This window comes from Acinetobacter sp. V104_13, from assembly GCF_031798995.1.
In the GTDB taxonomy this organism is placed as follows: Bacteria; Pseudomonadota; Gammaproteobacteria; order Pseudomonadales; family Moraxellaceae; genus Acinetobacter; species Acinetobacter pittii.
In genome coordinates this window covers 99,784-115,932 of sequence record NZ_JAVQNP010000022.1, presented here as the reverse complement: position 1 = coordinate 115,932, position 16,149 = coordinate 99,784, and the positions used below count along the sequence as shown (strand labels likewise).

The 16,149-nt window shown below is 40.5% G+C and carries 13 protein-coding genes; 3 read left to right on the top strand and 10 right to left on the bottom strand.

Annotated elements, in window-relative coordinates:
• Positions 1-514: 514 nt before the first annotated feature.
• A complete protein-coding gene (gene abaR, locus RMB06_RS07665) occupies positions 515-1,231 on the bottom strand; it encodes a LuxR family transcriptional regulator AbaR (RefSeq protein WP_311079008.1) in 717 nt (238 codons plus the stop codon).
• 783 nt (positions 1,232-2,014) lie between these two features.
• On the opposite strand from abaR, the gene RMB06_RS07660 reads away from it, so the two are divergent.
• Together RMB06_RS07660 and abaI are read left to right on the top strand one after the other, a co-directional pair.
• Positions 2,015-2,431, top strand: coding sequence for a DUF4902 domain-containing protein (locus RMB06_RS07660; protein WP_311079007.1), 417 nt, complete (start codon positions 2,015-2,017; stop codon positions 2,429-2,431).
• A gap of 63 nt (positions 2,432-2,494) precedes the next feature.
• Positions 2,495-3,061, top strand: coding sequence for an acyl-homoserine-lactone synthase AbaI (abaI, locus tag RMB06_RS07655; RefSeq protein ID WP_079380981.1), 567 nt, complete (start codon positions 2,495-2,497; stop codon positions 3,059-3,061).
• 90 nt (positions 3,062-3,151) lie between these two features.
• On the opposite strand, the gene RMB06_RS07650 is transcribed toward abaI, so the two are convergent.
• The 7 genes from RMB06_RS07650 to RMB06_RS07620 form a co-directional block, all read right to left on the bottom strand.
• A complete protein-coding gene (locus RMB06_RS07650; protein ID WP_199997618.1) occupies positions 3,152-4,504 on the bottom strand; it encodes an MFS transporter in 1,353 nt (450 codons plus the stop codon).
• A gap of 120 nt (positions 4,505-4,624) precedes the next feature.
• Complete coding sequence (locus RMB06_RS07645) at positions 4,625-5,650, bottom strand: enoyl-CoA hydratase/isomerase family protein (protein ID WP_014208100.1); 1,026 nt, start codon at positions 5,648-5,650, stop codon at positions 4,625-4,627.
• 12 nt (positions 5,651-5,662) lie between these two features.
• A complete protein-coding gene (locus tag RMB06_RS07640; protein WP_005309095.1) occupies positions 5,663-6,436 on the bottom strand; it encodes an enoyl-CoA hydratase in 774 nt (257 codons plus the stop codon).
• A gap of 21 nt (positions 6,437-6,457) precedes the next feature.
• The gene (locus RMB06_RS07635; protein WP_304398314.1) at positions 6,458-7,585 is read right to left on the bottom strand and encodes an acyl-CoA dehydrogenase family protein; all 1,128 of its coding nucleotides are present in this window, start codon (positions 7,583-7,585) and stop codon (positions 6,458-6,460) included.
• Positions 7,586-7,596: 11 nt separating this feature from the next.
• Positions 7,597-9,246, bottom strand: a complete 1,650-nt coding sequence (locus RMB06_RS07630) for an AMP-binding protein (protein WP_086394872.1) — start codon at positions 9,244-9,246, stop codon at positions 7,597-7,599.
• 76 nt (positions 9,247-9,322) lie between these two features.
• The gene (gene mmsB / locus RMB06_RS07625) at positions 9,323-10,213 is read right to left on the bottom strand and encodes a 3-hydroxyisobutyrate dehydrogenase (protein WP_304398313.1); all 891 of its coding nucleotides are present in this window, start codon (positions 10,211-10,213) and stop codon (positions 9,323-9,325) included.
• Between the two features lie 11 nt (positions 10,214-10,224).
• The gene (locus RMB06_RS07620) at positions 10,225-11,742 is read right to left on the bottom strand and encodes a CoA-acylating methylmalonate-semialdehyde dehydrogenase (RefSeq protein WP_311079006.1); all 1,518 of its coding nucleotides are present in this window, start codon (positions 11,740-11,742) and stop codon (positions 10,225-10,227) included.
• A gap of 166 nt (positions 11,743-11,908) precedes the next feature.
• Here RMB06_RS07620 and RMB06_RS07615 point away from each other — a divergent pair, with 166 nt between their 5' ends.
• On the top strand, positions 11,909-12,790 hold the full coding sequence (locus RMB06_RS07615; protein WP_311079005.1) for a LysR family transcriptional regulator: 882 nt from the start codon (positions 11,909-11,911) through the stop codon (positions 12,788-12,790).
• 57 nt (positions 12,791-12,847) lie between these two features.
• Here the strand turns inward: RMB06_RS07615 and RMB06_RS07610 are convergent, their stop codons facing one another.
• Both RMB06_RS07610 and RMB06_RS07605 read right to left on the bottom strand, forming a co-directional pair.
• Entirely contained in the window at positions 12,848-14,281 is a 1,434-nt protein-coding gene (locus RMB06_RS07610) for an amino acid permease (protein WP_304398311.1), read from the bottom strand.
• 370 nt (positions 14,282-14,651) lie between these two features.
• The gene (locus tag RMB06_RS07605; RefSeq protein WP_311079004.1) at positions 14,652-16,091 is read right to left on the bottom strand and encodes an amino acid permease; all 1,440 of its coding nucleotides are present in this window, start codon (positions 16,089-16,091) and stop codon (positions 14,652-14,654) included.
• Positions 16,092-16,149: the final 58 nt, after the last annotated feature.

Sequence of the window (16,149 nt, the reverse complement as noted above, 5' to 3'; positions counted from 1 at the left end):
AAATCGAGAAGCTAGACACCTTTTATAAATCCTTTTACTCATTTCTATTTTTTGCAATTAGATTAAATATTAAACTTATTTTCATCTTTACTTTTTTAGTAGTTGAAAAAGTGTCTAAAAGCTTTCAATACATCAGCGAATTCTTAGCTCGTATAATTCTTTTATTGATATTTTAGTTTTTGATTTTTTGAGATTTAATTTCTTATAGCAATAAGCTATTTAAGTATAGATTAACAATCCACCCATATTATTCATTTAAAAATAAATCATATTTCAACATTATAATTTCTCACAACCAACATATACTTTTATAAATCAATACAATTAATTTTTTGACTTTCGTCATAAGGTCATGAATACTAAAATAATATGAAATTAAATTTTTCCAGTTGGTTTAATTTTAAAATAAAACTCAGATAAATAGCTTTTATAATAAGCTATAGTAATGATTGATTTAAAATATAAATATTAGAAGCATTTACTTTATTCAGATGTATTATTTATACGTATATTTTTATAAAAGTCCTAACATCACAGCTCGAATAGCTGCTGAAATTTTATTATTCACATTTAACTTCTGCATTGAATTTCCGAGGTGAAAATTTACTGTTCTTTCAGTGACCCCTAGAATCTGGGCAATTTCTGCTGACGTTTTACCCTCAGCAGTCCAACGCAGTGCCTCTTTTTCTCGGTTCGTTAAATAAAGATTAAACTGAGCGAATTCCACCTCATTTACAACTTTAGCAATGCTAGAATGCACAGTTTGAGACAACCAATACATATTTGTATATTGTGACTTTTGCTCTTTTTCCGACAATTGGTCATTGGATCTTGCGAGTGTTAGCATCCCTCTGGTTCCAATAAAGTCACGGCTTGACTGAGCCCAACCGACATTAAGGCCATAAGAGCGCGCCTCCTCCCAGAAATCTTTTTCTTCTTGTGTCTTTGCAGATTGGCTCGACCAGACAAGAGGTTGAAGTGATACCATACAATGCTGCACAGTTGGATCTATCTTCACATAATGCTGTTCCAAATAACGCTTTTGCCATGCTTCTGGATAATTATTCAACATAATCGTTTTTGGTTCAGCAATAGATAATGGCGACTGCATACCATAAGCACAATAATCAAATCCAAGCTTTGAAGCTGTAGATTTAACGATTTCAAACAGCTGGTATTCATTTTGTACGATCAGAAATTCTGATAATAAGTCCTCTTGCCAATTTTCCATTTACTCTCATTAGACTCCATTCACAAATCATTTTTTTTCAGTTGCACATTGTGAATTCAAACAATCCAATTGAAGCGTAGGTCTCTTCGTTTACCTTTATTTCAACAAAGCTTTTAAATACCTAATTTTATTTATCTGATTTCTCAATTTCAGATTTTGAATTCATCACCTAATTAACAACTCTTTTAAGCCAGATATGATTGCAAATTATTCAGACAAACTAAATTTATAAGAGCTTCCAAGGTTGTTATATTCCATGTGCGGATTATGCTTGAAAAATTGAATTTTACAGGATGCATTTTATTACAAAAAAATAAGTATTTTAAAAAAGATCAGAAGATCTATTAATCATTATTAATATTCAGTTTTCATTAATTTAATTAAACAATATTTTCTATCACCTATCTAGCCGATATAATTTTACTAATTATTATACAAATAAACTAAACACACCTTTAATAATTTAATAAATCAAGCAATTACATTATAAATCACCTTGCTTAGTATTATTATTTTAACAATAAGACTTGATGCACACTAAAACTTCTACAACAACACCAATCTACTTAGCATTTTTTTAAAAGGCAGTTTGCATATTAAAACTACAAAATTCTCGTTTTTTCATAAGTAAGCCTTAAAGGCTGAATAACTCTCTAGTAAGAACAGCTTAACGGTGTATGCCATACAATTACATTTAACCTGTTAAACATAACAGTATTTTATTGGCAATAATTTATGTTATTTATCCATTGAACCCCAATTCAAGTCACTTGAACAGGTAGCATGGTCACCATCCCCCCTTATTTCTCAATATCAGCAGATGGTTTTATTCGAATGAATGAAAACCAGCTCATGAACTATCCGCTCCAACACCTCATATCTATTGTTGAATCAACACAAATTGAAGATTCTCAAATTCTCTATTATGGTTTTACTGAATGGGTAACATCACTGACCCCAGCTTTAAGCACGGGATGGGATTGGGAATTTATTGAGTACAATGGCATCACAAGTATAAAAAGAATTGGCCTGCCTCGAAGCAATATTATGCTTGTTGATGTATCTGGTACAGATATTGGATTTGAAGTTACTGAAACACTAATTGAAAAGAAAATCGATACTTTGTTCTGGGAACAGTTCATTTATGCCCAAATCAATACAACCCAAACAATGGCTAAATTAACTCCATATTTCTCTTAGAAACCTGTAAATTCTTACAGTTACCGCTTCCTCACCTGTTAAGTAAAGTCACTTGAAAAATAAGTGGAAGCACTTGTAATGAATGTTATTGCTGGATTTCAAAATAATTTTTCAGAAGGCCTATATACTAAATTTAAAAATTACCGCTATAGGGTATTTGTTGAATATTTAGGTTGGGAGTTGAACTGTCCTAATAATGAAGAATTAGATCAGTTTGACAAAGTCGATACCGCCTATGTCGTCGCTCAAGATAGAGAATCTAATATTATTGGTTGTGCCAGATTACTACCGACTACTCAACCTTATTTACTTGGTGAGATATTTCCTCAATTACTTAATGGAATGCCTATTCCTTGCTCACCAGAAATTTGGGAGTTATCAAGATTCTCAGCAGTAGATTTCTCGAATCCGCCATCTTCAGCTAGTCAAGCTGTGTCATCGCCCGTCTCTATTGCAATTCTGCAAGAATCTATCAACTTTGCAAGAGAACAAGGTGCAAAACAACTCATTACCACCTCTCCTCTGGGGGTAGAACGGTTATTACGTGCTGCGGGTTTTCGTGCTCATCGTGCAGGCCCACCCATGGTTATTGATGGCTATGCGATGTTTGCATGCTTGATTGATATTTAATTTCTTATTTGGGACTCATACCTATTTTTGGCATGAGTCCCAATTTTTATATAGTTAGGTAGCAATACGATTAAGAAACATGAATACCTATTAATCAATTTTGGTTTTTAAATTTAAATTCGACTTTTTATAATAAGCTTTATCCGTTTTAGCACTCCAATCACGCGGCATAAATGACGTCGATATAATTGCGACTACAGCCATACTTCCAATATAAAGCATAATTAGATATGGATTACCCTGCCCGACACTCAACAATTTAGTAGCAATCATCGGTGCTAAACCGCCACCTAATACGCCAGCCAACTGTACCGAAATCGAGATTCCGCTATAACGAATTTCCGCTGGAAATTGACGTGCAAAAAGCTGAGCTTGCGGCGCATACATAATTGGGAACACAACGCCAATTGCCAAAACAATTGCTGTCCACACTAATACCGGATCTTTTGTATTGAGCATGGTAAAAAATGGATAGCAGTAAAGCGCCAATATGCATAGACCAAACATAAACATATTGCGTTGGCCGACTTTATCCGACAAATGTCCACATAACGGCGTCATAAATAAAATGACGGCTGCGCCGCAAATGGTGGCAAATAAAATGTCTTGGCGCGGGATTCCAAGTTGTGCAGTGGTATAAGCCAATGTAAATGTTGAGGCAATATAGAACCATGCATTCTCGGCAGCGCGAGCCAAAATAATAGTGATGAGTTGCTTTGGATGGTTTTTAAAAACCTGTAAAGCAGGAACTTTGACTTCTTCAGACTGTTGTTTTACTTTTTCGAAATCTGGTGACTCTGGCACTTTTACACGAATATACCAACCTACTGCCAGTAAAATAATACTGGCAAGAAATGGTAAACGCCAACCCCAGCTAAACAGCGCTTCTTCAGGTAATAACGACACCAGACCCAACGCGATTGAGGCTAGCATTAAACCACCACCTGTACTAGCTTGAGGCAAGCTTCCCCAAAACCCTTTACCGCCTTCGGGTGCATGTTCAACGGCCATCAGTACAGCACCGCCCCATTCACCGCCCATTGCCATACCTTGAATGAATCGCAAGACAACCAAACCAATCGCAGCCCAATATCCAATTGATTCATAAGTCGGTAATAAGCCAATCAGTACGGTTGGGATCCCCATGAGCATCAAGGTCAGTAGCAACATCGATTTACGGCCAATCTTGTCACCAAAATGACCAAAGACTAAGCCGCCTAATGGTCTTCCAATAAACCCAACGGCATAAGTTGCAAATGCAGCAAGCACGCCGGTAAGTGCATCCAGATTTGGGAAAAATAATTTATTAAAAATGAGCGCCGCCGCCGCACCGTAAATAAAAAAGTCATACCACTCAATGGTGGTGCCGACCATGCTAGAGATACCTGCTAATCGATGTGACGACTTTTTAGTATTTGAACCTTTTCCATGTATTGATTGCATCGTAATATCCTTTTTAGATTTTCTTGTTTTATCTTTTTTATGCTTATGACCAGCCCTGACCATAAGCATTTTCAGGTCTCGCTTTATCTCCTTAAGCTTTTTATGTTTTTGTAATTCGGTTTAGCTCAATTTTTCTAAAATTGGTTCAAATTTCGAATTACGTTCTTGCCACTGTGGTTGTTTGTCTTTATCGACAATGAGAGCGCGGACACCTTCAATAAAGTCACCATGTTCAAACCAGATATCCTGTAAATCACGTTCAAGCTGCATACACTGAGGTAAAGAGAGCCCTCGACCTAAATGTTGCAGTTTTAAACTGGTTTGCTTGGCAATAAATGAGCGTTGCTGCAAAATGCTGAGCATCTTGCTTGCCCAAGTCTTTAAACTTTCATCTTGTTCATTTTCAAGACTTTGCTCGATTTCATCTAAATGCTGATATCCGAAGTGTTTACGGATACCTTCCGCCAATTGTTTTAATTCACTTTCGGCAGGGCGAGTAATAAATCGGGTAATGATACGTTCAATTCCCTCTTTGCTTAAACTTGGCGCGTCAACGAGAGCATCTTGCAAAGCTTGTAACTGCTCGCTTGGCACATGGTAGTCAATTAAATCGAGGTAAAGCGCATCACTACTGCTGATCTGCTCACCCGTAATGGCCATATAAACACCAATATCATCAAGGCGAGAAAGGAAATGAGTTGCACCAACATCTGGGAAAAAGCCAATCGCTGTTTCAGGCATGGCAAATCTGGACTTTTCACTGCTCACCACAATGTGGCAAGCCTGAGCCAAGCCAAAACCGCCACCTAATACATAGCCATCAAGCACAACAATGATTGGCTTTTCATATTCACGCAGTATATTTAGCATTTTATATTCGGCACTAAAGTAGCCTTTGTAATCAGCCGTGCCATTTTTATAACTGTCATAGAGATAGCGGATATCTCCACCTGCACAGAAGGCTTTTGGACTATTTGATTTGATTAAAACTGCCTGAACAGCAGCATCATTTCGCCACAGTTCCAATTGGGCACCAATACTTTTAATCATATCTAGCGACAATGCGTTGAGATGAGTCACTCGGTCTAAGGTAATCATGCCCAACTTACCTTGTTGCTCAATCATTAAGTGATTTTCTGTATTCATTTTATTGATCTCTTATTGATTTTTAAAATTTGGTTTTCGTTTTTCAACGAACGCCTGCATTCCTTCTTTTTGGTCAAATGTTGCAAATATTGAATGAAACATGCGTCTTTCAAAACGTAAGCCTTCAGTCAGATTCACCTCAAAAGCGCGGTTAATGGTTTCTTTAAGCATCATGTTTGCTGTTAAAGATCGTGCCGCAATTTTTTCAGCTGCTTGCAAGGTTTGTTCAAGTAATTCTTCTTTGCTAAACACACGTGCAACTAAACCACTTTGTTCTGCTTCTACAGCGCCCATTTGACGAGCGGTAAAACACATTTCCATTGCTTTGGCTTTACCAATGGCATGGGTTAAGCGTTGTGTGCCACCAATACCCGGAATTACCCCTAAGGTGACTTCGGGTAAGCCAAACTTGGCGTTGTCAGCACAATAAATAAAGTCACACATAAGCGCCAATTCACAGCCACCACCTAACGCATAGCCACTCACCGCTGCAATTAGAGGTTTACGGCGCTGTGCGATACGGTCTGCAAGATGAAAAAAGTCATCAAAATAAATATCAGGAAATGCTAAATCAGCCATTTCTTTAATGTCTGCACCTGCGGCAAAAGCTTTTTCTGAGCCTGCCAATACGATGCAACCAATTTCGCGGTCTTTTTCGAGCTGATCTAATGCCTGATTAATTTCACTAATTAATTCGCTGTTTAAAGCATTGAGCGCTTGAGGGCGATTTAATGTAATCAGTCCAACCCCATTACGCTTTTCTAATAAAATACTTTGCCACTGCATTACTTATTCCTTGTTCTGATTTTATAGACTACGTGCGATGACTAAACGTTGGATATCACTCGTGCCTTCGTAAATTTGGCAAATACGGGCATCACGATAGATACGTTCAATTGGGAAGTCTCTGAGATAGCCATAGCCACCAAACACTTGTAGTGCACTCGAACACACACGCTCAGTCATTTCTGAAGCAAATAACTTAGCCATTGAAGCTTCATTGAGACATGGTTGTCCTGCTTCTTTTAAACGCGCAGCGTAGTGAACCAGTTGTCTCGCTGCTTCGATTTCTGTTGCCATGCTAGCAAGGCGAAACGCGATGGTTTGATGCTCAAAAATTGGCTTTCCAAAAGTAATACGCTCTTTGGCATAACGGGTCGCTTCTTCGAGCGCCGCACGTGCTAGACCGACTGCTTGTGCAGCAATCCCAATACGACCACCTTCCAAATTGGCAAGTGCGATTTTTAAACCTTCGCCTTCTTCGCCTAGCATGAGACTTTTATGAATGCGCACATCGGTCAGAGCAATCTGGCAGGTATCCGACGCATGCAGACCCAGTTTTTCTTCAACACGAATCACTTCGTAACCCGGTGTTTCGCGTGGAACTAAAAAGGCACTAATGCCCTTTTTGCCTGCGCTCGGATCAGTCACTGCAAACACAATAATGACACCTGCATTATCACCAGAGGTAATAAACTGCTTGGCACCATTTAAAATGTAATCATCGCCATCTTTTACCGCTCGTGTTTTAATGGCTCCTGCATCTGAGCCAGTATGCGGTTCAGTTAAAGCGAAAGCGCCAATCATTTCACCTTGTGCCAAAGGTTTTAAAAAGCGCTCTTTTTGCTCGTCAGTCCCAAATTTTAAAATAGGCACACAACCAACCGAGTTATGTACACTCATAATGGTCGAAGTTGCACCATCTGCTGCGGCTACTTCTTCGAGTGCTAGTACATAGGCTAAGTTACCCGTGTCTGAACCACCCCATTGCTCTGAAACAAGCATACCCATAAAACCGAGTTGCCCCATTTGAGCCAAGGTTTCTTTCGGGAATGTCCCGTCCCGATCCCAATCGCTGGCATGAGGCTTGATTTGTTCTTGGGCGAAACTTTTCGCCATGTCACGGATAAGTAATTGTTCTTCGGTAAATTGCATTATTATTTCCTTTACCCTGCTTTAGCTTGTTGTTTAGCAATTTCTTGATTACGCAATAAAAAGCGCTGAATTTTGCCACTTGGAGTTTTAGGTAATTCACTCACAAATTCAACTAAACGTGGGTAAGCATGAGCAGAAAGTCGTCTTTTAACAAACTGGCTGAGTTGTTCAGCAAGTGCCTCTGTAGGCTGAACACCCGTAGCTAAAATCACAAAAGCCTTAACCACTTCGGTACGGTCTGGGTCAGGCACACCAATCACTGCGGCCTCAACCACTGCATCATGTTCGAGTAAAGCGCTTTCTACATCGAATGGCCCAATCCGATAGCCAGATGTGGTGATTACATCATCACTACGACCAACAAAGCTCATGCTGCCATCAGCATGAAGTTCGGCAGTATCGCCTGTTAAATAGTAATGACCAACAAATGGCGATTTACGGCTTTCTTTATAGCCACCAAACCACATCATTGGAGACTGGCTAATATCGACTGCTAAAATTCCTGGTGTGTCGGCTGGAAGCTCTTCACCTTGTTCATTGACAATCGCAACACGGTAGCCCGGACTTGGGAAACCTGCTGAACCAGCATGAATTTCATGTTTTAAACCATGATGATTACACACCACCATGCCGACTTCGGTTTGCCCATAGTGGTCATAAATCGGAGCGTCTAAAACTTGTTTAAACCAACGTATTACTTCTGGATTCAGTGGTTCGCCTGCACTGCTCACTATACGAAACTGCCCTTTTAACGGCGCCATTTGTGCTGGATCAGCCGCCATCATCATGCGGTAAGCGGTTGGTGCACCTGCCAAGTTGTTAACTTTATAATCTTTCACAATTTGGCATAAGCTATCTGTGCTGAAACCACCTTCATAGAACAAAGTAGCGTGACCCAAGAATAACGGCCCAGTAATCGCATAGTACAGACCATACGCCCAACCCGGATCGGCAATATTCCAGAATGAATCTTCTTCGGTTAAACCAATGGCATCTTGCATATATCGACCAAAGGCAATCAGTGCTTTTAAAGGCACTTCCAATGGCTTAGCAGGACCTGTAGTGCCTGAAGTAAACATAAGCAAGAAAGGATCTTGGATACTACGCATGACCAAATCGCATTGATCAGACTGCTGCTTCACTTCATTCCAGAAATTAAAATCATCTGCTTTGAGTGGAGTACCTTGTACATCGGCAACCGTCACAATTGCAGGGCAATTCTCAATTTCATCAAGCTTACTGCGGTTACCTACATCGGTCACCACCAGCTTACTTTGTGCAAGCTGAATACGGTGCTCAATTGCTTTTGGGCCAAATGCAGTAAACAACGGTTGATAGACTGCACCAATTCGCCAAGCTGCCAAAATAGTCACGATCAATTCAGGTGTTCTTGGTAATAGACCTGAAATACGGTCGCCTGCTTTTACACCTTGTGATTTTAGAAAGTTGGCAAACTGACTTGACCACTCTTTTAATTCACGGAAGGTATATTGCTCTTTTCGTCCATCTTTTCCTTGCCAATACAGTGCAATTTTGTCGCCATCTGCGTGTCGATCACAGCATTCATAACAAGCATTTAAGGCATCAAGTGAACCTGATAACATCTGTTTTGCAGTGCTTTCCAAATCGAAAGTCTGTGCAGCATTTTGATAATCCATCATATCTTTTCCCTCAGTCCGGATTTGTTGTTATTCACGACAGGGTTTATGTGTTTAAAGCCATCCTTTGGCTTTACCGTTATGCCTCTTGTGGCAGGTATTGCTGAATAATGCTCGAAAAATCGAGATTGGCATTACCGCGCATGCACATTTGCTGATACAGCTGTTGCACCATGCCACCTAATATAACTGGTTGTTTGACTTGGCCCGCGGCCTCTACAGCGAGTCCTAAATCTTTTAGCATCAGCTGAGTCGCAAAACCATCTTGGTAACCTCGAGATGCTGGCGCATTTTCATTAATATGCGGCCATGGGTTACATACATCCGAGCTCCAACAACGGCCACTTGAGGTGTTAATGACGCCTGCCAATGCTTGTGGGTCGATGCCCAGCTTTACACCGAGTGCCATACCTTCGGCAACAGCAGCCATTGAAATACCTAAAATCAGGTTATTGCAGATTTTGGCAATTTGACCTGCGCCGACATCACCACAATGAACTATATTTTTACCCATGTGGCTAAGTACAGGTTTTACTTCATTAAAGGTTTGATCATCGGCACCCACCATAAAAGTTAAGGTTCCTGCTTGAGCACCAATGGTTCCACCAGAGACGGGTGCATCACAGATTTTAATATTTTTACTATGCGCAGCAGCAGTAATGTCTTTAATGGTTTGTGGGTCAATGGTACTGCTATCAATGCATAAGCTACCTGCTTTTAGTACTTCTAAAACACCATTTTCACCTAAGTAAACTTCTTTAACATGCTTTGCCGCAGGCAACATGGTAATGACCACATCTGCTTGTTTAGCTGCATCCTGTGGGCTATCACACACCACCCCACCTGCCTCGGCGAAGTGCTGAATCGCAACTTCACTGAGGTCATATCCATAAACATTGAGTCCGGCTTTAAGTAGGTTATGGGCCATTTTGCCGCCCATATTGCCTAGACCGATAAAGGCGATATTCATCCGTGATCCCCTTAACGTAAACTAATTGTTGTATTTACACCGCCAACTTCATGGCTATCTTCAAACCAGCGACTGGTAATGGTTTTGGTTTGAGTATAGAACTGCACAGCTTGTTTGCCGTATGGCCCCAAATCACCCAGTTTCGAACCTCTTGAACCGGTAAAACTAAAGAAAGGCACTGGCACAGGAATTGGAATATTGATACCAACTTGACCAATATCAATTAAGTTTTGGAAAGTACGTGCAATCGCACCGCTTTGTGTAAATAGACCTACACCGTTACCAAATGGGTTGGCGTTGATAAGCGCAATCGCTTCATCAAGTGTGTCTACACAAATAATTGAAAGGACAGGACCAAAGATTTCTTCTTTATAAATACGCATGTCGGTATTTACGCCACTAAAAATCGTTGCACCCACGAAGTTGCCCGATTCATAGCCTTGAACTTGAACATCGCGACCATCGAGTAGTAACTCTGCACCTTGCTCAACACCGCTATTAATTAAGTCGAGTACTCGCGCTTTAGCACGTTTTGAAATCACTGGGCCAATGTCAGTATTTGGTTCATGGCCTGCGTTTACTTTTAAGGTTTTGGCTTTTTCGACTAGCTCTTGAATCCACTGTTTGCTGTCACCGACCATGACTGCAACAGACAATGCCATACAACGTTGCCCTGCTGCACCAAACGCTGCGCCGACTAGAGCATTTAAAGTTTGCTCTTTATTGGCATCTGGCATCACAACCACATGGTTTTTTGCACCCATCATCGACTGCACGCGTTTACCATGTTGTCCTGCAAGGTTATAAACATGTGTTCCAACCGCAGTTGAACCTACAAATGAAATCGCTTTAATGTCTTTATGAGTACACAAGCGATCAACCACTTCTTTACCGCCGTGCACAACGTTGAGCACACCTGCTGGAATACCTGCTTGAATCGCAAGCTCGACCAGCATCATGGTTGATAACGGATCTTGTTCTGATGGTTTTAAAACAAAGGTATTGCCGCACACGATTGCCATTGGGAACATCCAAAGTGGAATCATGGCTGGGAAATTAAACGGCGTAATACCCGCACAGACACCCAAAGGTTGCTGCAAGGTATAAGTGTCTACACCACGCGCTACACCTTCAACATATTCACCCATTTGCAAAGTACCAACTGAACAGGCATGTTCAACCACTTCTAGACCACGTTGAATATCGCCTTCAGCGTCTGCCAAGGTTTTACCCTGTTCCGCCGTTAATACTTGTGCAATTTCTTTCATGCTGGCACGAATCAAGTCTTGTAGCTTGAGCATGATGCGCATACGTGCCTGAATTGGAGTCTGACGCCAAGAAGCAAAAGCATCTTGTGCAGCTTGAATAGCAGCGTCAACTTCTTTAACCGTTGCAAATGGTACGCGACCAATCACTTCCTGAGTCGCAGGATTAATAATGTCTTGCCATTCCTGTGTTTCAGATTCAATAAAATTTCCGTTAATGAGTAATTTAGCGGTTTCCAATTCGATTTTTTGGATTGTGTTCATAACCTCTCCGTAGGCCATATTTTTATTGTGTTCAATTATTAGAAAATACTTTTTGATCGTATTTTCTTTATTTCAGTTTCAATTGAGACTAGCAAAGAAAACTTTGACCACCAACGGAAATTCATGCACGATTGTTGTGCAAATATGCACAAGGATTACAACAAAAATGAAAGTGGATTGGGATCATCTACATTTTTTTCTGGTTTTAGCTCGGACTAAAACCTTGACCAATGCTGCGCGGATTATTGGTGTCGAGCACAGTACGGTTGCAAGACGAATTCAGGCCCTAGAACTTGCTTTGGGTACAACGCTGTTTAAGCGTGAAGCAACGGGCTATGAGTTAACTCTCGAAGGGATGGCACTGGTTCCTCGAGTTGAGCAAATGGAACAAGCTTTCTTACAAATTGAAAAACCACACCAACCTTTGCAAGGTCGTGTGCGAATTGGCACACCTGAAGGTTTTGGTACTGCGTTTTTAGCTCGGTTATTGGCTGAGTTCTCGATTCAATATCCACTGCTCACCATCGACCTAATTCCAGTGCCAAAAATGATTAAGCTTTCACACCGTGAGGCAGATATTGTGGTGTCAATTGATCGTCCTACGTCTGGCCCTTACATCATTACGCGATTATCAGATTATTGTTTAAAAATTTATGGTAGCAAAAACTATCTGACTCAAAACCCGCCTATCCGTGCCTTAGAAGATTTAACCCAACATCGCTTTGTGAACTATATTGATGATCTGGTGTATAGCCCTGAGTTGTATTGTCTAGAACGTTTACCTTTAAAGCTGAATGCTAACTTCCGTAGCAGCAGTATTTTGGCCCAGCAAATTGCGGTAAGTGCGGGTGCAGGACTTGCGATTTTGCCCAAGTTTTTGGCAGATGATAAACAGGAACTTGAAGAAGTGTTAGAGCAACAAGTTCGTTTTACCCACACATTTTGGATGCTGACATTTGTTGATTTACAACATGAACCGCGCATTAAACTCGTCTGGGATTATCTACGCAAACAAGCTGACAAATATCAGCATTTGTTGGTTGATTAAAGAACCTAAATAAAAAAGCCAATCATGATCGATTGGCTTTTTTGAAATTATTAATAATTATTCAAAAGTTTCTTGGCCTAGTTTTTTCATGCGTGGTTTATAAAACACATGATAGCTAACGCCTAAAACAACTAGCCACAATGGACTAACATATACCGCTTTTAATGTATCTGGCTCTAGTGCCAAAATCACTAAAGTGAACAAGAAGAATGCAATGACAACATACGCCATCAACACCCCGCCTGGCATTTTAAAGGTCGATTTAGCATGTAACTCTGGACTTAACTTACGGTAACGTAAATAGCATGCCATGATCAGAAGCCATACACTAATAAAGAGAATCACACAGAGTGAACTTGCCAAAGTAAATGCTTCCATGGTGTTTGGAACAAAGTACTGAAGCACTGCCCCACCCATAATGAAAATACATGAGAAGATTAAACCATTTGAAGGTACGGCACGTTTTGATAAACGCCCCAAAGCACTTGGCGCCTGACCATCTTTCGATAAACCGAACAGCATACGACTGGTTGAAAACACACCGCTGTTCATTGAAGACATCACCGAAGACAGTACAACCAAGTTCATAATAATTGCAGAAATAGGAATACCTGCATTTAAGAACAATTCAACAAATGGACTTTTATCTGCACGAATGTGATCCCAAGGTGTTACTGACATCACCACAAAGAGTGCCAACACATAGAATAGAATAATACGTACAGGAATCGCGTTAATTGCCTTCGGTAGATTTTTCTCTGGATCTTTCGTTTCAGCAGCAGTTGTACCAATCAATTCAACGCCAATAAAGGCAAACACGGCAATCTGGAAACCTGCCAAAAATCCGCTTACGCCTTTTGGAAATATGCCGCCATGCGACCAGACATTACTGATGCTCACCACATCACCGTGAGGAGCTTGGAAATGAGTGAGGATCATGTAGCCACCCACTCCAATCAAGCCAATAATGGCCAAAATCTTAATCAGCGCAAACCAGAATTCAACTTCACCAAATAGCTTAACAGTAAGCAGGTTAAGCCCTAAAATGAATAGTACACAGCCTGAACTAATCATGGCTTGTTGCATGGGTGAGAAACTGGCGCCTTCGGGCAGCCAGAAACTTAAATAGTTAATGACCGCAGACAAATCAGCAATACCGACTAGTACCCAGCCTAACCAATAAGTCCAGCCTATATAATAGCCAGCCCATGGTCCGATCAAATCATAAGCCATATCGACAAATGATTTGTAATGTAAGTTGGCAAGCAGTAGTTCACCCAATGCACGCATCAGAAAAAAGAACATGCCACCAATTATCATGTAGATAACGAGGATTGAAGGACCTGCGAGGGAGATGGTTTTGCCCGAGCCCATAAATAGGCCGGTTCCAATTGCACCGCCAATTGCAATCATTTGTAGATGGCGATTATTTAATTTCCGTTGTAAATGATCAGGGGAGCTTGCCTCATCAGAATGATGAACCATTGTCATATTAGAAGTCCTTTTTATATTTTGCTTAACTTAAATCAGCAACCTATAGGGAGAAAAACGAACCGTATATCGTGGGTTGCTGAGTCTATACCTCAGGACAAGATGTTCAAGTATATTTTTTCCTTAATTGATAAATCGTTTGTCCTGATTTTTTTAAGTCACATTATTTATGTACTGCCTTCACGGCAATTTTAATTAATCAATCTGGGTTTCCAGATTAGCCGAAGTGTAGCATGTGATCCTGCTATATGTACTTTTCCAATACCCTCCAAACTGCACTAGTGATTCAAAAATAAACAATATTATTCCGATAAAAAATCTAATAAAAATAAAAAAAGCCAATCATGATTGATTGGCTTTTTAATAAAACTTAATGATCGTTGACGAGTTCACGTCCTAGTTTTTTCATACGTGGTTTATACAACACATGATAGGTAACACCTAAAATGACCAGCCATACTGGACTGACATATAAAGCTTTCAATGTATCTGGCTCTAATGCCAAGATGACTAAAGTGAAAAGCATAAATGCCAAAACAACATAACTCATCCAAACGCCACCTGGCATTTTGAATGTTGATTTTTCATGTAATTCAGGACGTAATTTACGGTAGCGTAAATAGCACACCATGATGAGACTCCAGACACTAATGAATAGAATCACACAAAGTGAACTTGCCAAAGTAAATGCTTCCATCGTGTTTGGAACAAAGTACTGAAGCACCGCTCCGCCCATGATAAAGGTACAAGAGAAAATCAAACCATTTGAAGGAACTGCGCGTTTTGATAAACGACCAAATGCACCAGGTGCCTGACCGTCTTTTGATAAACCAAACAACATACGGCTAGTTGAAAACACGCCGCTGTTCATTGACGACATCACCGAAGAAAGTACAACTAAGTTCATGATGATGGCTGAAACAGGAATACCAGCATTTAAGAACAACTCAACAAACGGACTTTTGTCTGCACGAATGTGATCCCAAGGGGTTACTGACATCACAATAAACAATGCCAACACATAGAACAAAATAATACGTACCGGAATCGCATTAATCGCTTTCGGTAAGTTTTTCTGTGGATCTTTGGTTTCAGCAGCCGTTGTACCTACAAGTTCAACCCCGACAAAAGCAAATACAGCAATCTGGAATCCTGCCAAGAAGCCTTCTGTACCTTTCGGGAATAAACCGCCATGCGACCAGACATTACTGATACTTGCAACAGCGCCTTGCGGAGCTTGGAAATGGCTGAAAATCATGTAGCTACCCACTCCGATCAGACCAATAATCGCCAAGATCTTAATAAGTGCAAACCAGAATTCAATTTCACCAAATAGGCGTACTGTTAAGAGGTTAAGACCCATCACAAACAACACACAGCCTGCACTAATCATGGCTTGCTGTATCGGAGAGAAGCTTGCTCCATCGGGTAGCCAGAAACCTAAATAGTTAATGACTGCTGAAAGGTCCGCAATACCCACCAGCACCCAACCTAACCAATAAGTCCAGCCCAAATAATAACCAGCCCAAGGACCAATCAGATCATGAGCCATATCAACAAAAGATTTGTAATGCAGATTTGCAAGGAGCAACTCGCCCATTGCACGCATTAAGAAAAAGAACATTCCTCCAATAATCATATAGATCAAAAGGATTGAAGGACCTGCGAGGGAGATAGTTTTGCCCGAACCCATAAATAGGCCGGTTCCAATTGCACCGCCAATAGCAATCAGTTGTAAATGACGGTTAGACAGTTTTCGTTGCAGATGATCAGGAGAATTTTCCGTATCTGAATGACGAGCCATTGTCATATTAAAATTCCTTTTTGAATTCCTTTGTTAAGATCAGCAACCTATGGCGAAAATCGAA

What these genes read in the sequence shown, in the direction of transcription:
- abaR (WP_311079008.1), bottom strand. Translation starts at nt 1,231, where the DNA reads ATGGAAAATTGGCAAGAGGACTTATTATCAGAATTTCTGATCGTACAA.
- RMB06_RS07660 (WP_311079007.1), top strand. Translation starts at nt 2,015, where the DNA reads ATGGTCACCATCCCCCCTTATTTCTCAATATCAGCAGATGGTTTTATT.
- RMB06_RS07650 (WP_199997618.1), bottom strand. Translation starts at nt 4,504, where the DNA reads ATGCAATCAATACATGGAAAAGGTTCAAATACTAAAAAGTCGTCACAT.
- RMB06_RS07645 (WP_014208100.1), bottom strand. Translation starts at nt 5,650, where the DNA reads ATGAATACAGAAAATCACTTAATGATTGAGCAACAAGGTAAGTTGGGC.
- RMB06_RS07640 (WP_005309095.1), bottom strand. Translation starts at nt 6,436, where the DNA reads ATGCAGTGGCAAAGTATTTTATTAGAAAAGCGTAATGGGGTTGGACTG.
- RMB06_RS07635 (WP_304398314.1), bottom strand. Translation starts at nt 7,585, where the DNA reads ATGCAATTTACCGAAGAACAATTACTTATCCGTGACATGGCGAAAAGT.
- RMB06_RS07630 (WP_086394872.1), bottom strand. Translation starts at nt 9,246, where the DNA reads ATGATGGATTATCAAAATGCTGCACAGACTTTCGATTTGGAAAGCACT.
- mmsB (WP_304398313.1), bottom strand. Translation starts at nt 10,213, where the DNA reads ATGAATATCGCCTTTATCGGTCTAGGCAATATGGGCGGCAAAATGGCC.
- RMB06_RS07620 (WP_311079006.1), bottom strand. Translation starts at nt 11,742, where the DNA reads ATGAACACAATCCAAAAAATCGAATTGGAAACCGCTAAATTACTCATT.
- RMB06_RS07615 (WP_311079005.1), top strand. Translation starts at nt 11,909, where the DNA reads ATGAAAGTGGATTGGGATCATCTACATTTTTTTCTGGTTTTAGCTCGG.
- RMB06_RS07610 (WP_304398311.1), bottom strand. Translation starts at nt 14,281, where the DNA reads ATGACAATGGTTCATCATTCTGATGAGGCAAGCTCCCCTGATCATTTA.
- RMB06_RS07605 (WP_311079004.1), bottom strand. Translation starts at nt 16,091, where the DNA reads ATGACAATGGCTCGTCATTCAGATACGGAAAATTCTCCTGATCATCTG.